Origin of the sequence: Janthinobacterium sp. CG_23.3, from assembly GCF_046115965.1 — a bacterium.
Classification (GTDB): domain Bacteria; phylum Pseudomonadota; class Gammaproteobacteria; order Burkholderiales; family Burkholderiaceae_D; genus Janthinobacterium.
The window spans coordinates 1-15154 of record NZ_JBJXIB010000068.1 but is presented as its reverse complement, the minus strand read 5'-3'; the positions used below and the strand labels follow the sequence as shown (position 1 = coordinate 15154).

The 15154-nt window shown below is 66.5% G+C and carries 13 protein-coding genes; 6 read left to right on the top strand and 7 right to left on the bottom strand.

Annotation, left to right across the window (positions count from 1 at the left end; translation table 11 throughout):
- The first annotated feature begins 147 nt into the window (after positions 1-147).
- Positions 148-726 carry a DUF1415 domain-containing protein gene (locus tag ACFDR9_RS16360; protein WP_409031687.1) on the top strand — a complete coding sequence of 193 codons (579 nt, stop codon included), beginning with the start codon at positions 148-150 and terminating at the stop codon, positions 724-726.
- Positions 727-797: 71 nt separating this feature from the next.
- Positions 798-992 (top strand): DUF1289 domain-containing protein, encoded by a 195-nt coding sequence (locus ACFDR9_RS16355; protein WP_026132443.1) that lies wholly within the window; start codon positions 798-800, stop codon positions 990-992.
- A 59-nt stretch (positions 993-1051) separates the two neighbouring features.
- On the opposite strand, the gene ACFDR9_RS16350 is transcribed toward ACFDR9_RS16355, so the two are convergent.
- Entirely contained in the window at positions 1052-1558 is a 507-nt protein-coding gene (locus ACFDR9_RS16350; RefSeq protein WP_409031686.1) for a DUF1993 family protein, read from the bottom strand.
- A gap of 239 nt (positions 1559-1797) precedes the next feature.
- Here ACFDR9_RS16350 and ACFDR9_RS16345 point away from each other — a divergent pair, with 239 nt between their 5' ends.
- Positions 1798-4914: an EAL domain-containing protein gene (locus ACFDR9_RS16345; protein ID WP_409031685.1), complete on the top strand. Its 3117-nt coding sequence runs from the start codon at positions 1798-1800 to the stop codon at positions 4912-4914.
- Positions 4915-5002: 88 nt separating this feature from the next.
- Here ACFDR9_RS16345 and ACFDR9_RS16340 read toward each other — a convergent pair whose 3' ends face one another.
- From ACFDR9_RS16340 to ACFDR9_RS16320, 5 genes are all read right to left on the bottom strand, one after another.
- A complete protein-coding gene (locus tag ACFDR9_RS16340; protein WP_409031684.1) occupies positions 5003-6163 on the bottom strand; it encodes an acyl-CoA dehydrogenase family protein in 1161 nt (386 codons plus the stop codon).
- 163 nt (positions 6164-6326) lie between these two features.
- Positions 6327-6659, bottom strand: a complete 333-nt coding sequence (locus tag ACFDR9_RS16335; RefSeq protein ID WP_409031683.1) for a flagellar basal body protein — start codon at positions 6657-6659, stop codon at positions 6327-6329.
- 217 nt (positions 6660-6876) lie between these two features.
- Entirely contained in the window at positions 6877-7998 is a 1122-nt protein-coding gene (locus ACFDR9_RS16330) for a trans-sulfuration enzyme family protein (protein ID WP_409031682.1), read from the bottom strand.
- A complete protein-coding gene (locus ACFDR9_RS16325; RefSeq protein ID WP_409031681.1) occupies positions 7992-8540 on the bottom strand; it encodes an isochorismatase family protein in 549 nt (182 codons plus the stop codon). The genes ACFDR9_RS16330 and ACFDR9_RS16325 overlap by 7 nt, the downstream gene beginning before the upstream one ends.
- A 38-nt stretch (positions 8541-8578) precedes the next feature.
- Positions 8579-9214, bottom strand: coding sequence for a GntR family transcriptional regulator (locus ACFDR9_RS16320; RefSeq protein ID WP_409031680.1), 636 nt, complete (start codon positions 9212-9214; stop codon positions 8579-8581).
- A 397-nt stretch (positions 9215-9611) separates the two neighbouring features.
- On the opposite strand from ACFDR9_RS16320, the gene ACFDR9_RS16315 reads away from it, so the two are divergent.
- Complete coding sequence (locus ACFDR9_RS16315; RefSeq protein WP_409031679.1) at positions 9612-10778, top strand: alpha/beta hydrolase family protein; 1167 nt, start codon at positions 9612-9614, stop codon at positions 10776-10778.
- 130 nt (positions 10779-10908) lie between these two features.
- The gene (locus ACFDR9_RS16310) at positions 10909-12633 is read left to right on the top strand and encodes an NYN domain-containing protein (RefSeq protein ID WP_409031678.1); all 1725 of its coding nucleotides are present in this window, start codon (positions 10909-10911) and stop codon (positions 12631-12633) included.
- Positions 12634-12838: 205 nt separating this feature from the next.
- On the opposite strand, the gene ACFDR9_RS16305 is transcribed toward ACFDR9_RS16310, so the two are convergent.
- On the bottom strand, positions 12839-13831 hold the full coding sequence (locus ACFDR9_RS16305; RefSeq protein WP_409031677.1) for a GlxA family transcriptional regulator: 993 nt from the start codon (positions 13829-13831) through the stop codon (positions 12839-12841).
- Between the two features lie 135 nt (positions 13832-13966).
- Here ACFDR9_RS16305 and ACFDR9_RS16300 point away from each other — a divergent pair, with 135 nt between their 5' ends.
- Positions 13967-14578, top strand: coding sequence for a cysteine hydrolase family protein (locus ACFDR9_RS16300; protein ID WP_409031676.1), 612 nt, complete (start codon positions 13967-13969; stop codon positions 14576-14578).
- Positions 14579-15154 lie beyond the last annotated feature (576 nt).

Genomic DNA, 15154 nt, shown 5'->3' with positions numbered 1-15154 from the left:
GTAGCATAGCCGGGCCCGGCTAAACGGCAAGCCCGGCGCCCATTAAGTATGAGACTGCGCAAAGAGTGCGTACAATTTGGCTTTTGCGCGCCGCCGTGTCGCTGCTTCCGGCCGCCGCGCCGTCCCCCCCCCCATTCACAGGAAACAATGAACATGACCACCTCCGCCCAGCGCGACGCCGAGCACGACACCATTATCGCCGACACCGTGAACTGGCTGGAAAAGGCCGTCATCGGCCTGAACCTGTGCCCGTTCGCCAAGGCCGTGCACGTCAAAAAGCAAATCCGCTACGTCGTCAGCGGCGCCGACACGCCCGAGCAATTGCTGCAGGAACTGATGGACGAATTACAATTGCTCTCCGATAGCGACGCCGACAGCATCGACACGACCTTGTTGATCCATCCCTACGTGCTGACCGACTTCCTCGACTACAACGAATTCCTCGACGTCGCCGACGCGGCGGTGGAGGACCTGGACCTGGGCGGCGAGTTGCAGGTCGCCAGCTTCCATCCGCAATACCAGTTTGCCGAGACCGACGCCAACGACATCGGCAACTTCACCAACCGCTCGCCGTACCCGACGCTGCACCTGCTGCGCGAAGACAGCATCGAACGCGCGGTCGACGCCTTCCCGGAGGCGTCCGATATTTTCGAGAAGAATATCGAGACGCTGGAGCAACTCGGCCACGCGGGTTGGGACAAGCTTGATTTGCTGGCGTCGACCTAGGCATGGGCGCGATGGACAAGAGCCAAACCGGGGTCGGCGAGATCAGCCGGCGCGACAGCGGCGTGTGCGAGATCAGCGGCCCCGCGTTGCCGGCGCGGGCGGACACGCCCTGCGTCGCCGTCTGCTCGACCACGTTCGACGAGATTTGCCGCGGTTGCGGCCGCAGCGTGGTCGAGGTCGCGCACTGGGTGTCGATGACGCCGGAGCAAAAGGAAGTCGTCTGGGTGCGCATCCTGGCGCAGGGCTACCCGCGCCGCAACACGTAAAAAATGGCCCGCGAGGGGCCCTTGCCGTTGGCTTGAACGGCGCCGCCGGCGACTACATATTAATAGCTGCCGATGAAGTCCTTCTTGCCGACTTCGATGCCGTTGTGGCGCAGGATGTCGTAGGCGGTGGTGGCGTGGAAGAAGAAGTGCGGCAGCGCATAGTGGAACAGGTAGCTCTGGCCGGTGAAGTGCTTGGTTTTTTCGCCGCTGCCGGTGGTGATCGAGCGCTCTTCGCTGCCGTCGATGTCCGCCTGCGCCAGCGCGTCGAGGAAGGCGATGGTCTTGGCGATGCGCGCCTTCAGTTCGGCGAAGCTTTGTTCGCTGTCCTCGTAGGCCGGCACGGCGGCGCCGGCCAGGCGCGCGCCGCAGCCCTTGGCGAAGTCGGTGGCGATCTGGACCTGGCGCACGAACGGCAGCATGTCCGGGTACAGGCGGAAGCTCAGCAGCGCGCTCGGGTCGATTTTTTTCTCGGCGGCGTGGCTGTCGGCCTTGTCGAGGATGGCCGACAGGCTGGCGAGGATCTGTTTGAAGACGGGAATCGATGCGGAGTAAATGGAGAGGGTCATGGCGCTTCCTTTGATTAAGTGCCGCGATGATAGCAAGGCTGGCGGTTTTCTGCTCGCGGCGCCACGCCGCGGCCGCGCGCGTGCGCTTGTTGGTGACTTTTGGTGCTTATTGCGTGCATAATTCTCCTTGGGAAATATTAGCCGCGCATTGGCCGCGTCGCCCGCCCGCCGTTCCGAATTCTTATTGATAAGTTTGATGACACCTACCACCGACCCGGCCGCCAGTGCGCTGCACTTGCATGGCTAGAACACTGTATCACCGCCTCCGTTCCCGGCTCAGCGCCCTGTACGGCCTGTCGATCTATGGCGCGCTGTTGCTCGTCGTGTTCGGCGGCCTGGTCGTGCCGGCAATGGTCGGCAGCTACCTGCTGGTCGGCGTGCACGAGCGCCAGTCCGCCAAGACCAGCCTGAACGAGGCCTTGCAGCGCAACGCCGACATCCTCGCGTTGGGCATGCAGGAATCCTTGTGGAACTTGAACGCCGAGTCGGCCCGCTCGCTGGTCGAGTCGCTCATGCGCGACCGTTCCGTGCTACAGGTGCAGGTGGTGGGCCAGTCCGACACCCAGTTCATGACGGTGCAGGCGCCGCCGCGCACCATCGGCACCGTCTACCGCGCCGAGCGCGAAATCCTGGTGCGCGGCGAGCGCATCGGCCGCATCGTCGTCGAGATGGACGACGCCCGCAGCCAGCAGGAGCTGCGCGAAAAGCAGATTTCCTACGTCTTCGTGCTGGCCGCCCAGTTGGGCGTGTCGATGGCGCTGATCGCGCTGTTCTTGAACCGCCGCCTGCTGACGCCGCTGCGCAAGCTGATGCGCTTTTCCGACCGCCTCTCGCACGGCGACTTCGAGACCCGCCTCGACCTGGGCAGCAACGACGAGCTGGGCCGCCTGGCCGGCCAGCTCGAGCAGATGCGCGTGGCGATCCGCCAGCTGTTCGAGGACGTCGGCCAGCGCGAGGAGCGCTTTCGCACCATCGTCACGCAGGTGCCCGGCGCGGTGTTCCGCTACCGCCCGGACGGTCCGATCGACTTCGTCAGCGACGCCATCGAGGACATCTCCGGCTACTCGGCGCGGCTGTTCATGCGCAGCACCACGCACGCCTGGGCCGACCTGATCTGCCCGGAGGAGCGCAAGGCGCACCGCCGCGCGGTATCCCAGGCGGTCGTCGAGAACACCCCGTACGAACTGGAATACCGCATCATCGACGCCACCGGCACCGAGCGCTGGGTCGCCGAGAACGGCCAGCCGCAGCGCGACGAGGCCGGCGCGCCTTCCTGGGTCGACGGCATCATCTCCGACATCAGCCAGCGCAAGCACAACGAGATGCGCATCGAGGGCTTGCTGGCCGAGCAGAGCGCGATCCTCGACAACGTCATGTTCGGCGTCATGTTCGTGCGCCGGCGCAACATCGTCTCGGTCAACCGCCGCTGCGAGGAACTGTTCGGCTACCAGCCCGGCGCCATGACCGGCAACTCGACCTCGATCGTCTTCCCGACCGCGTTCGAATTCGACAGCAGCGGCGAGCGCCAGTACCCGAGCCTGAGCGCGGGCGACTACTTCAACGAGGAGCGCCAGTACGTGCGCCAGGACGGCAGCCTGTTCTGGGCCCTGGTCAGCGGCTGCGCGCTCGACCCGGGCCGCGCCTACGACGGCAGCATCTGGGTCTACGCCGACATCACCGCGCGCAAGGAGGCCGAGGAGAAGCTGCGCCTGTCGGCGACGGTGCTCGAGCACATCGCCGACGGCGTCATGGTGATCGACGCCAAGGGCACCATCGTCGCCGTCAACCCGGCCTTCACGCAGATCACCGGCTACGGCGAGGACGAGGCGCTCGGCCGCGACGCCACGCTGGCGCGCTCGGGCCGGCACGACGCCGACTTCTTCAAGAACCTGTGGATCGAGCTGGTGGCGAGCGGCTTCTGGCGCGGCGAGATCTGGAACCGGCGCAAGAACGGCGAACTGTACCTGGAGTGGCTGACGTTCAGCGCGGTGCGCGACACGGCCGGCGTCACCACCCACTACGTCGGCGTGTTCAGCGACATCACGCTGGTCAAGGAGTCGCAGGAAAAGCTCGACCACATGGCCCACCACGACCCGCTGACGGCGCTGCCGAACCGGCTGCTGTTCCACGACCGCCTGCACCACGCGCTGCAGCGCGCCGGGCGCGAGCACGAGCAGCTGGCGATCCTGTTCATCGACCTGGACCGCTTCAAGAACGTCAACGACACGCTCGGCCACCACATCGGCGACGAGCTGCTGAAACAGGTCGCCAGCCAGCTGTCGGCCAAGCTGCGCGAGGGCGACACGCTGGCGCGCCTGGGCGGCGACGAGTTCATCGTGCTACTTGAAAACGTCGACGGCCAGTACGGCGCCAGCCTGGTGGCCGACAAGCTGGTGGCGATGTTCGAGCAGCCGTTCACGGTGGCCGACCACGAGCTGTTCGTCACCTGTAGCGTCGGCATCAGCGTGTACCCGGACGACGCGGTCGACTTGAACATGCTCATCCGCAACGCCGACGTGGCGATGTACCAGGCCAAGGCGCGCGGGCGCAACGGCTACCGCTTCTACGCGCCGTCGATGACGGGCGAGGGCGTCGAACGGCTGCGCCTGGAGACCTTCCTGCGCCGCTCGATCGAGAAAAACGAGATCTTCCTGAACTACCAGCCGCAGGTCGAAATCGACACCGGCCGCCTGATCGGGGTCGAGGCGCTGGTGCGCTGGAACCACCCGGAACTGGGGCTGGTGCCGCCGGTGCGCTTCATCCCGCTGGCCGAGGACAGCGGCTTCATCAACCAACTCGGCAAGTGGGTGCTGTTCGAGGCTTGCCGGCAGATGGTGCGCTGGCAGGACGCCGGCCTATGCGTGCCGAAGATCGCCGTCAACCTGTCGGTCAAGCAATTCGAGCGCGGCAGCATCGTCAACATGGTCGCCGAGATCCTCAAGGAGACCGGGCTGGGGCCGGAGCGCTTGCAACTGGAAGTGACCGAGTCGGTCATCATGAACACCGGCGACGCGCTGGTGTTCATCAACGACCTGCACTCGATCGGCGTCGGGCTGGCGATCGACGACTTCGGCACCGGCTACTCGTCGCTGGCCTACCTGAAGAAGCTGCCGGTGCAGACGCTGAAGATCGACCGCTCCTTCATCACCGACATCTCGACCGACGCCAACGACGAGGCCATCGCCATCGCCATCATCCAGCTCGGCAAGAGCCTGAACCTGTCCGTCATCGCCGAGGGCGTCGAGACCGAAGAGCAGGCCGCCTTCCTGCTGCGGCACGGCTGCAAGCAGGCGCAAGGCTACCTGTACAGCCGCCCGGTGGCGGCGCCCGACCTGCTGGAACGCTGGCGCCCGTGAACTGTTATCGTGGTTTCGTAGCGCCGCCGCGGACCGTGTCGGATTACGCCGCGCCAATCCGACCTACGCTCTACGCCGCTGGTGTTAACTATTTCAACCCCTGCGCCGCCTTGATCATATTGCGGGCGATGACGATCTGCTGGATTTGCGAGGTGCCCTCGTAAATGCGGAACAGGCGCACGTCGCGGTAGAAGCGCTCGGCCGCGTAGTCCGACACGTAGCCGGCGCCGCCGTGGATCTGCACCGAGCGGTCGGCCACGCGGCCGCACATCTCCGAGGCGAACAGCTTGCAGCACGAGGCCTCGGTCGAGACGTCCTCCTGGTTGTCGCGCCGGCGCGCGGCGTCGAGCACCATGCAGCGGGCCGCGTAGATCTCGGTCTTACTGTCGGCCAGCATCGCCTGGACCAGCTGGAACGCGGCGATCGGCTGGCCGAACTGCTGGCGCTCCATGGCGTAGCGCAGCGCGTCGGCCAGCATGCGCTCGGCGGCGCCGACGCACACCGCGGCGATGTGCAGGCGGCCCTTGTCGAGCACCTTCATCGCCGTCTTGAAGCCGACGCCTTCCTTGCCGCCGATCAGATTGGCGGCCGGCACGCGGCAGTTTTCGAAGATCACGTCGCAGGTGTGGGCGCCTTGCTGGCCCATCTTCTTGTCCGGCTTGCCCAGGCTTAGGCCGGGCGTGTCGCGCTCGACGATGAAGGCGGAAATGGCGCCGGCGCCGCGCTTGTCCGGGTCGGTGCGCGCCATCACGGTGAAAATGCCGGCCTCGGGCGCGTTGGTGATGAAGCGCTTGCTGCCGTTGATGACGTAGAACTCGCCGTCGCGCACGGCGCTGGTGCGCAGCGAGGCCGCGTCCGAGCCGGAGCCGGGCTCGGTCAGCGCGAACGAGCTGATGATCTCGCCGGCGGCCAGCCTGGGCAGGTAGTACTGCTTCTGCGCCTCGGTGCCGTCGATCAGGATGCCTTGCGAGCCGATGCCGTTGTTGGTGCCGATCAGCGAGCGGAACGCCGGCGCCGCGCGGGCGATCTCGAAGGCCGCCAGCACCTCCTCCTCCATCGTCAGCTCCAGGCCGCCGTACTGCTCGGGGATGGTCAGGCCGAACAGGCCGAGTTCGCGCATCTGCGCGGCGATCGCCGGCGGAATCGCGTCGGTCTCGGCGACCGTATGCTCGCTCGGCACCAGCACCTCGCGCACAAAGCGGGCGATGCTGTCGAGCAGAAAGGTGAGGGTTTGCTGGTCTCTGATCATGGGTAGGGGGAGTGGTGGGCGTGAAAACGCCGGAAATGAGCGGGCCGGCAACGCTGAAAAATCAAGCCACGGCAAAGAGCCGGGCTCGGGCCCGAAGGTCTGCCCCGGGGCGACGCCGCTGGTTTGGATTCGCGGCGCCCGAACAAGCGCCGCGGCGCGCGCCTTACGCGCGAATATCGATCAAGCTGCCGAGGGCCTCGTCGGCCGCCTTGACCACGTTGGCCGACAAGTTGAACCCGGCCTTGTACACCAGCGAGCTGGTGATTTCCTTGGCCAGGTCGACGCCGTTGGCCGCGCCGGCGCCGGCCGTCGACAAATTGCGGCCCTCGACCGACAGGGTGACGCCGCTGGCGGCCGGGCTGTTTTCCTGGAACGCCGCGCCTTGCGGCTGGAAACCCGGCGTGCTGACGTTGGCGACGTTGTTCGCCGACACATCCAGCGCGCGCTGGTTGGCGACGATGCCGGACAAGCCGGCGCTGAGAGCGGAAATAGACATATAGTTTCCCTTCTGTAATATCTGAAGTGTACTCCTTTGTTTGAGGGCGTGCCGACACGCGCGCGCTCGCTTGTTTGAAAGCAAAGGCTACAGCGGGCCATATGCCACGAAGCACATCGTTCAAGTACGCACACAGGTTTTCACTCATTCTGCGCGGGTGCGGCCGGTTCGCGGCGCCTTCATCCCGCGCGACCCCGTATATCCCCGTATATATATGTCACGGTTGCAGCGCGCGCTCCAGGTCGGCCAGCAGGTCGTCGGCGTCCTCGACGCCGACGTGCAGCCGCAGCAGCCAGCCGCCATCCGTGCCCGCGCCCGCCGGCGCGACGGCGACCAGGCTGTGCACGCCACCCCAGCTGTTACCGAGGCGGAATAGCGCGAGCCGCCCGACGAAGCGCTCGAGCGCCGCCATGTCGCCGTCCTTCAGCGTGAACGACAGCAAGCCGTTGCCCAGCTTGTAGTCGCGCCGCCACAGCGCGTGGCCGGGGTTGCTGTCGAGCGGCGGATAGTTGACCCGCGCCACCGCGTCGTGGCCATCCAGCCAGCGGGCGATCCGCAGCGCCGAGGCGAAATGGCGCTCCAGCCTTAGCGCCAGCGTCGGCAGGCCGCGCAGCGCCAGGAAGCATTCGTCGGGCGCTACGTAATAGCCGAGCAGCTCGCACGTGTCGCGCAGCAGCGCGGCTTGGGCGGGGTCGCGGGTGGTGACGGCGCCCATCAGCAGGTCCGAGTGGCCGCCGACATATTTGGTCAGCGCCTGCACCGAGAAGTCGACGCCGACGTCGAGCGGGCGCAGCCCCAGCGGCGTGGCCCAGGTGTTGTCCATCGCCACCAGCACGCCGCGCGCCCTGGCCGCGCGGGCCAGCGCCGGCACGTCCTGCATCAGCATGGAATTCGAGCCGGGGCTTTCGATCCACACCAGGCGCGTGTTCGGGCGCAACTGCGCTTCGAAGTCGTTTCCATATAGCGCGTACTCGACGCCCCATTTGCCGAACAGCGTGCGGGTCGCCTCCAGGTTGCCGCCGTAGACGGCCTCGGGCAGCAGCACCTGGTCGCCCGTCTTCAGCACGCTGCTGTTGACCAGCACGATGGCGGCCAGGCCGGTCGGCACCAGCACCGTCTCGCCGCCGCCCTCCAGCTCGGCCAGCTTGGCGGCCAGCGCGTGCTGCGTCGGCGTGCCGTCCTGGCCGTAGGCGTAGTGCTGGCGCGCGTCGCGGTTCAGGAACGCCGCCACGCTCGGGTAGAGGATGGTCGAGGCGTGGAACACGCCTTGCGACAGGGCCGCGTAGCCGGCGGGCGCGGCCGGCGCCGGTTGCGCCAGTTGGGTGGCCGGCTTCAGCACGGCGCGTCCCCGCGGAAATCGACGGCCGCGCTGTCGCGCAGCGCCAGCGACACGCCCGGGCTGGAAAAGTCGCTCCAGACCCAGTTGTGGTGCTCGATGATTTGCGCCGCCTTCATGTGCGGGCGGTTGCGCGTGGTGTGGGCGTCGGCCACCACCACCGTCGCCAGGCCCAGGCTGGCGAGGCGGCGCACGTTGGTGTCGATGCAGAACTCGGTGGCGAAGCCGCACACGTAGACCTGCTCGATGCCCTGTTGGCGCAGGTGGCGCTCCAGCGCGCCGTTGATGAAGGCGTCGCAGGCGTTCTTGGGGCTGACGTGTTCGCCCGGCAGCGGCGCGATCGCGGCCGGGAATTCCCAGCCCGGGCTGCCGACTTGCCACTCGCAGCCGTCGAGCTGGTGCTGGACGTAGATGACCGGCACGGCGTTGGCGCGGGCCCGTTCGATCAAGCCGGCGATGCGTCCGAGCACAAGCTCGCATTGGTAGGCCGGCGGCGCCGCGAAGACGGCGTTCTGGTAGTCGATGACAACGAGGGCGGATTGCATGGCGGGTGCTCCTGGCGCGAGGGTGGGGTGGGGGCTGGCTACCACAGCCAGTTTTTCTTCATGATGGCGGCGGCGCTGGCGCCGTCGCCTAGTTGCAAAGCATCGATGATGGCGGCGTGCTCGCGCACCGACTGGCGCGCCACCGGCTGGTTGCCGAAGTGGGCCAGCTCGATGCGTTCGATGCGCGGCAACAGCGTCGCCAGCAGCCGCGCCAATTCCTGGTTGCCGCTGCGCCGCACCAGCAACGCGTGGAAGGCGCGGTCCAGCAGCGCCGACGGCGCCACGTCGGCGCCGTCGATGGCCAGCGCCAGCGCGGCGTTGAGCGCGGCCAGCCGGGCCAGGTCGGCGGCCGTCAGGTGGGGCAGGGCCAACTCGACCGCGCTCGCCTCCAACGCCGCCACCACCGGGTAGAGTTGGGCCGCTTCGGCCATCGCGGCCGGCGCCACCTTGGTCCACTTGTGGAAGCGGGTGACGACCAGGCCCTCGTCTTCAAGGCGGCGCAGGGCTTCCCGCACCGGCGTGCGCGACACGCCGAGGCGCTCGGCGATGTCCTGGTCGCGAATCAATTCGTCGGGCGCCAGTTGCAGCGCGACGATCCATTGCTTGATGGTGCGGTAGACGTCCTCGCGCGCCAGGGTGCGGTGGACGGCGGCTGCGGTGGCGGGGATCGGCATGGGCGGCTCGGTTGGCTAATATGTAATATATTACCGCCTTGTGATTAGTTTGGCAAGCATTCCGGCCCCATCCTTGAATACCGCTAAGTGACGCATTTTCGTCGGTCCGGTTAGCCCGCAAGGGCGTAAGCCGACTGGCGTCGGCGGCGGCGCGGCGTCGGATTACGCGTGCCTCTCATCCGACCTACGGAAACTTACCCTGGCGGCCCGCCGTTGACTACCCGACAAGCCGGCCTGTGGCGGAAACGGCCCCATGTGCAAAAGAATGCTCTTAGCTATTATTTTGATATTGCCTTTGGGAACGCACCTGCATAAAATCAAGTGATTGTCTCAGCAGCCCTGACCGGAGCGCATCATCTTTAGTCGTCGACCAAAACGCCGTCATCTGGCCCTGGCAGTGGTGCTGTGCAGCCTGCTGACGCCGTCGTCCGCCATCGACCCGGTGGTCATCCTCGACGGCCGCCTCAACGAAACCATCATCATGGTGCCGGCCGGCCCCGACGGCGAGCAGCGGCTCGAAACGACGGTGTTCCGGCCCAGCGGCACCGGACCGTTCCCGCTGCTGGTCATCAACCACGGCAAGCAGCCCGGCAACCCGCAGATGCAAAAGCGCGACCGCTTCCTCTACATGGCCACCGCGTTCGTGCGGCGCGGCTACGCGGTGATGGTGCCGATGCGCACCGGGTTCGCCCGTTCCAGCGGCAGTTACGCCGACTACGGCTGCAACATGACCGCCAACGGCTACGCCCAGGCCGAGGACGTGCTCGACGCGATCCGCTACGCCCGCGGCCAAAGCTGGGTTGACGCCGACCGTATCGTCGTTGCCGGCCAGTCCTACGGCGGCCTGGCCAGCATGGCGCTGGCGGCGCAGCAGGTGCCGGGGGTGCGCGGCGTGATCAATATCGCCGGCGGCCTGCGCGTCGACGGCGGCCAGTGCGACTGGCAGTCGGCGCTGGTGAAGGCCTTCGCCAACTTCGGCGCGCGCAACCAGATCGCCTCGCTGTGGATGTACGGCGCCAACGACTCCTACTTCGGGCCGCACCTGGTCGGACGCATGTACCGCTCCTTCGTCCACTCGGGCGGCACGGCGACGCTGCGCGTCTTCCCGGCCTTCAAGCGCGACGCCCACGTGATGCTGGCCAGCCGCGACGGCGAAAAAGTCTGGTTGCCCGACGTCGAGCGCTTCCTGCGCCAGATCGACATGCCGACCGCCGAAGTGTACGCGGTGGCCGAGCCGCCGACGCCGGCGCGCACCGACTTTGCGTCGCTCGATGACGTCGAGGCCGTGCCCTACCTGCCCGACAGCGGGCGCGAGGCCTACCGTGAATTCCTCGGCCGGTTGACGCCGCGCGCGTTCGCGCTGTCGGCCAGCGGCGCCTGGGGCTGGGCCGAGGAGGGCGAGTCGCCCGACGAGCGCGCCGTCGCCGCCTGCCAGATCAAGAGCAGCAAGCCGTGCCGGCTGTATACCGTCGACGACTACGTGGTGTGGCCGGCCACCGCCGCCACCGCCGCCACCGCCGCCGCCGGCACCACCACCACCGCCGCCGCCGGTTCGACGGAATAGGAGCGGCGGCGGAATCGCGGTATCATCGCAAGCGCTAAGGCGCGATGTTGTTGGGTATAATCATCGTTGCTGGCCAACCCATCTTTAGAGAATAACAAATCATATGGCTTCATCCCCTGAAAACCTCAGCATGGCAGTGTTCTGCGACTTCGAAAACGTCGCGCTCGGCGTGCGCGACGCGAACTACGAGAAGTTCGACATCAAGCCTATCCTGGAACGACTCCTGCTCAAGGGCAGCATCGTCGTCAAGAAGGCCTACTGCGATTGGGATCGCTACAAGAGTTTCAAGGCCACCATGCACGAGGCTAATTTCGAGCTGATCGAAATCCCGCATGTGCGCCAGTCCGGCAAGAACTCGGCCGACATCCGTCTGGTCGTCGACGCCCTCGACCTGTGCTACACCAAATCCCACGTCAACACCTTCGTCATCATCAGCGGCGACTCCGACTTCTCGCCACTGGTGTCGAAGCTGCGCGAGAACGCCAAGCAGGTCATCGGCGTCGGCGTTAAGCAGTCGACGTCCGACCTGCTGGTGGCCAATTGCGATGAATTCATCTTCTACGACGATTTGGTGCGCGAAAGCCGCCGCACCGCCGCCAAGCGCGAAGCGCCGGCCGCCGCCGTCAAACGCACGCCGGACGAGGAAAAACACCGCAAGGAAAAATACGAGTCGCGCAAGACCCAGGCCATCGAGATGGCGGTCGAAACCTTCGACGCGCTGGTGTCCGAACGCGGCGACAGCGGCAAGATCTGGGCCTCGATGCTGAAGGAGGCGATCAAGCGCCGCAAACCGGATTTCAGCGAGTCCTACTACGGCTTCCGCACCTTCGGCAATCTGCTGGAGGAGGCGCAGGCGCGCGGTTTGCTCGAATTCGGCCGCGACGAGAAGTCCGGCGCGTATGTCTACCGCAGCAGCAACGCCCCGGGGGTGATCGACGCGATGGCCGAGCAGTCGGCCGAGGCGCCGCTGGCGCTGGAGAGCGCGGACGTGGCCGAAGCGCACGAGCCGGGCAATAGTGTCGCTCAGGGCAACGCCGGCGCGCAGGGCAACGCCGGCGGGCAGGGCAACGCCGGCGGGCAGGGCAAGCGCGAATCGCGCCGCAACGGCCGCGGCGGGCGCAAGTCGGCCGACGGCGGGCGCAACGAACGTGGCGCCGGCAACGGCCAGCGCGGGCGCGGCGCACCGGTGCCGGCCGGCGGGCTGGAACAGCCGGCCGAGTCGATGTTGGCCTTCGACCGCGAGCAGGAACAGCTTGAGCAGGAGCCGGAACGCGAACTGCACGCGGGCGATGCGCAGCCGGCAGCGGCCCAGCGCGAGCCGCGCCGCAACGGTCGCGGCGGACGCAACGAAAAGTCGTCGAACGGCGGCCGCGGCAAGTCCGCGCCGACCTTCGAGCCGGTGTTCGATATCGAGCACGTCGTCGAGGCGGTTGACGCGATCGAAGACGAAGTCGACGTCGCCGTCGAGGCGGCCGTCGAGGTGGCCGCTGCGCAGCGCGAACCGCGGCGCAACGAGCGTGGCGGGCGCAAGCAGAAATCGGGCGCCAACGGCAATCGCAACCGCGCCGAAGCGCCGCTAGTGGAGGCTGCGCCGGAAGCGCCGATGGCCGCGCCGGAGGTGCTGGAAGTGGCCGCGCCGGAGCCAGTTGCCGAGCCCGCCGTCGCGGAAGAAAAGCCGGCCGCCAAGGCGCGCGCGCCGCGCAAGACGGCGACCCGCAAGCCCAAGTCGGACGTGGTGCCGGAAGTGCCGGTATCGCAGGCGGCCGCGGACGAAACGCCGGCCAAGTCTGCCGACAAGCCGGCGGCGCGCGCGCGTCGCTCGCGCAAAGCCGACGCCACGCCCGACGGCGTGTAAGCAAACCCTCGGGGTCCAACCCCCGTGCCGCTTAGTTAAGGAATGTCGTAGGTCGGGTTAGCCGGAACGGCGTAACCCGGCTGGCGTCGGCGGCGGCTCGGCGTTGGATGTCGCGTTCGCCCCGGCGGCCCTGCGCATCCGACCGACGCAACCGTCATTAGCGGCCTGTCATAGACGAAAAAAACCAGCGTTCGCGCTGGTTTTTTTACGTCCCCACCGCGGCGCCGTCGCGCCGGAACTGCTTGCGGTAGGCCGCCGGCGAGACCGAAAACGCCGCCGCGAAGTGCTGCCGCAGCGACACGGTCGAGCCGAAGCCGATCATTTCGGCGATCCGGTCGATCGCCTTGTCGCTCGTTTCCAGCAAGCGCTGGGCCGACGCCCGCCGGTGGTTGAGCAGCCACTGCGTGACCGTGGTGCCGGTGCTGAGCTTGAAGCGCCGGGTGAAGTTGCGCCGGCTCATCGCCGCCTTCGCCGCCAGCACGTCCAGCCCCAGCGGCTGGTCGAGGTGGGCGACGGCCCATTCCAGGGTCGCGGTCAACTGGTCGCCGCGCGCCGGCTCCGGCAGCGGCTGCTCGATGTATTGCGCCTGGCCGCCGCTGCGGTGCGGCGCCACCACCATGCGCCGGGCGATCCGGTTCGCCACCTCGGCGCCATGGTCGCGCCGCAGCAGGTGCAGGCAGCAGTCGATCGCCGCCGCCGTGCCGGCCGAGGTAATAATATCGCCGTCGTCGACGTATAGCACCTTGCGGTCCAGCTTGACGCGCGGGTACTTGCGGGCGAAGTCGTCGCTCCAGACCCAGTGCGTCGACGCCACGCGGCCGTCCAGCAGGCCGGCCTCGGCCAGCACGAACGCGCCCAGGCACAGGCCGACGATGCGCGCGCCGCGCGCGTGCGCCGCCGCCAGCGCGTCCAGCAAGGCTTGCGGCGGGCGCTCGTCCGGGTCGTTCCAGGCCGGCACGATCACGGTGTCGGCCAGCGCCAGCGCCGACAGGTCGTGCTCGATCTCGATGCTGAAGCCGGACATGGTGCGCACGGCGCCGGCCGCCGTCCCGCAGATCAGCAGCTGGTAGCGCGGCACGCCAAGGCGCGCCAAATCGTCGCCGAACACCATGCACGGCACCGACAAATGGAAGGGGCTGATGCCGGCGAAGGCGATCAGGGCGATGGTGTGTTCTTTGGCTGTGGAGATCGGCAACATGGCCCGATCCTATCACAATTTGTCTATTGGGCCGCTGTTGCCAGCCGCGACGAAGGGCCACAATGGTTGCCATGCCAAACGCATTCGATGGGCGAACCCGCCCACCATGCCGCCCAGGCCAGCAGGAGAATCACCATGTCGCATCCCACCATCCGCAGCATCGCCGGCGCCACCGCCCCAAGCAGCATCGACGCCGCGCACACGGCCTTGTTGGTGATTGACTTCCAGAACGAATACTTCAGCGGCAAGTTGCCGATTCCCGATGGCGCGGCGGCCATGGCCAACGCCCGCCGCCTGGTCGCGTTCGCCGACGAGCACAAAATGCCGGTGTTCCACATCCAGCACGTGTCGCCGGCCGGCGCGCCGGTGTTCGCCGAAGACAGCGACACGGTCCATTTCCACGCCGAACTGCAACCGGCGCCGCACCACACGGTGTTGTGCAAGAGTTCGGTTAGCTCGTTTCCGACCACCGACCTCGACGCGCGTTTGAAGGCGGCCAAGGTGACTACCCTGATCGTCAGCGGCTTGATGACGCACGCCTGCGTGGCCGGCGCCGCGCGCGACGCGGTGCCGCTCGGTTACGCGGTGATCGTCGCCGCCGACGCCTGCGCGAGCCGCGACATCGATGGCACCGACGGCAAACTTGTGCCGCACGACATGTTGCACCGCGCCGCGCTGGTGAGCGTCGCCGACACCTTCGGCGCGGTGCTGAACACCGGCAGCATTATCGAACTGGCCCAGGCGTAAAGCGCGCGGCACCAGCAAGTCGATTTCCGCGTCCACGCATAAAATTTGCCGGACGCGGCATGAAAAATATTATCGCTGTTTTTTTTATAATCGACGCGTGAATATTTCGCCGGCTGTTTTTCAATTTGATGGGATTCCATTCTGTCAGTTACGCCTTGTTTCCCGAAAATAATTATACGTAAACGCCGGCAATGAGGGTAATGCCAATTTTAATTGGCGAGGAGTAATTGAAAGAATAATATTCATGGTTATACTTGTTATGGTTGAGTAAAAGTTATGTACAATTCAATCGCGCTCGGCGGCTAATTGACCATTTTGGCCGGCCGGGCATGTGCGATGTATTTGAATTTCAACCGTATCGAGGAGAAATCAACAATGCATTCCGTTTTAATATCACGCCGCGGCCGCCGTTCAGCCATTCCCGTTTTGTTACTTGGCGCCAGCCTCATTTTAGGGAGCGCATCCGTGTCCGCCCAACCGCCAATCCACCCAAGTTAAGGATTTTCCAACCTTTTAACATGGTTTTTGGGCCATGTGCTTGTGCGGCTTCGGCCTGGCTTTGCGTGTTTTGGATAG

Coding starts and splice junctions, on each gene's coding strand:
- ACFDR9_RS16325 (WP_409031681.1), bottom strand. CDS start 8,540: ATGCAATCCGCCCTCGTTGTCATCGACTACCAGAACGCCGTCTTCGCG.
- ACFDR9_RS16310 (WP_409031678.1), top strand. CDS start 10,909: ATGGCAGTGTTCTGCGACTTCGAAAACGTCGCGCTCGGCGTGCGCGAC.
- ACFDR9_RS16340 (WP_409031684.1), bottom strand. CDS start 6,163: ATGATCAGAGACCAGCAAACCCTCACCTTTCTGCTCGACAGCATCGCC.
- ACFDR9_RS16320 (WP_409031680.1), bottom strand. CDS start 9,214: ATGCCGATCCCCGCCACCGCAGCCGCCGTCCACCGCACCCTGGCGCGC.
- ACFDR9_RS16345 (WP_409031685.1), top strand. CDS start 1,798: ATGGCTAGAACACTGTATCACCGCCTCCGTTCCCGGCTCAGCGCCCTG.
- ACFDR9_RS16350 (WP_409031686.1), bottom strand. CDS start 1,558: ATGACCCTCTCCATTTACTCCGCATCGATTCCCGTCTTCAAACAGATC.
- ACFDR9_RS16300 (WP_409031676.1), top strand. CDS start 13,967: ATGTCGCATCCCACCATCCGCAGCATCGCCGGCGCCACCGCCCCAAGC.
- ACFDR9_RS16335 (WP_409031683.1), bottom strand. CDS start 6,659: ATGTCTATTTCCGCTCTCAGCGCCGGCTTGTCCGGCATCGTCGCCAAC.
- ACFDR9_RS16305 (WP_409031677.1), bottom strand. CDS start 13,831: ATGTTGCCGATCTCCACAGCCAAAGAACACACCATCGCCCTGATCGCC.
- ACFDR9_RS16360 (WP_409031687.1), top strand. CDS start 148: ATGAACATGACCACCTCCGCCCAGCGCGACGCCGAGCACGACACCATT.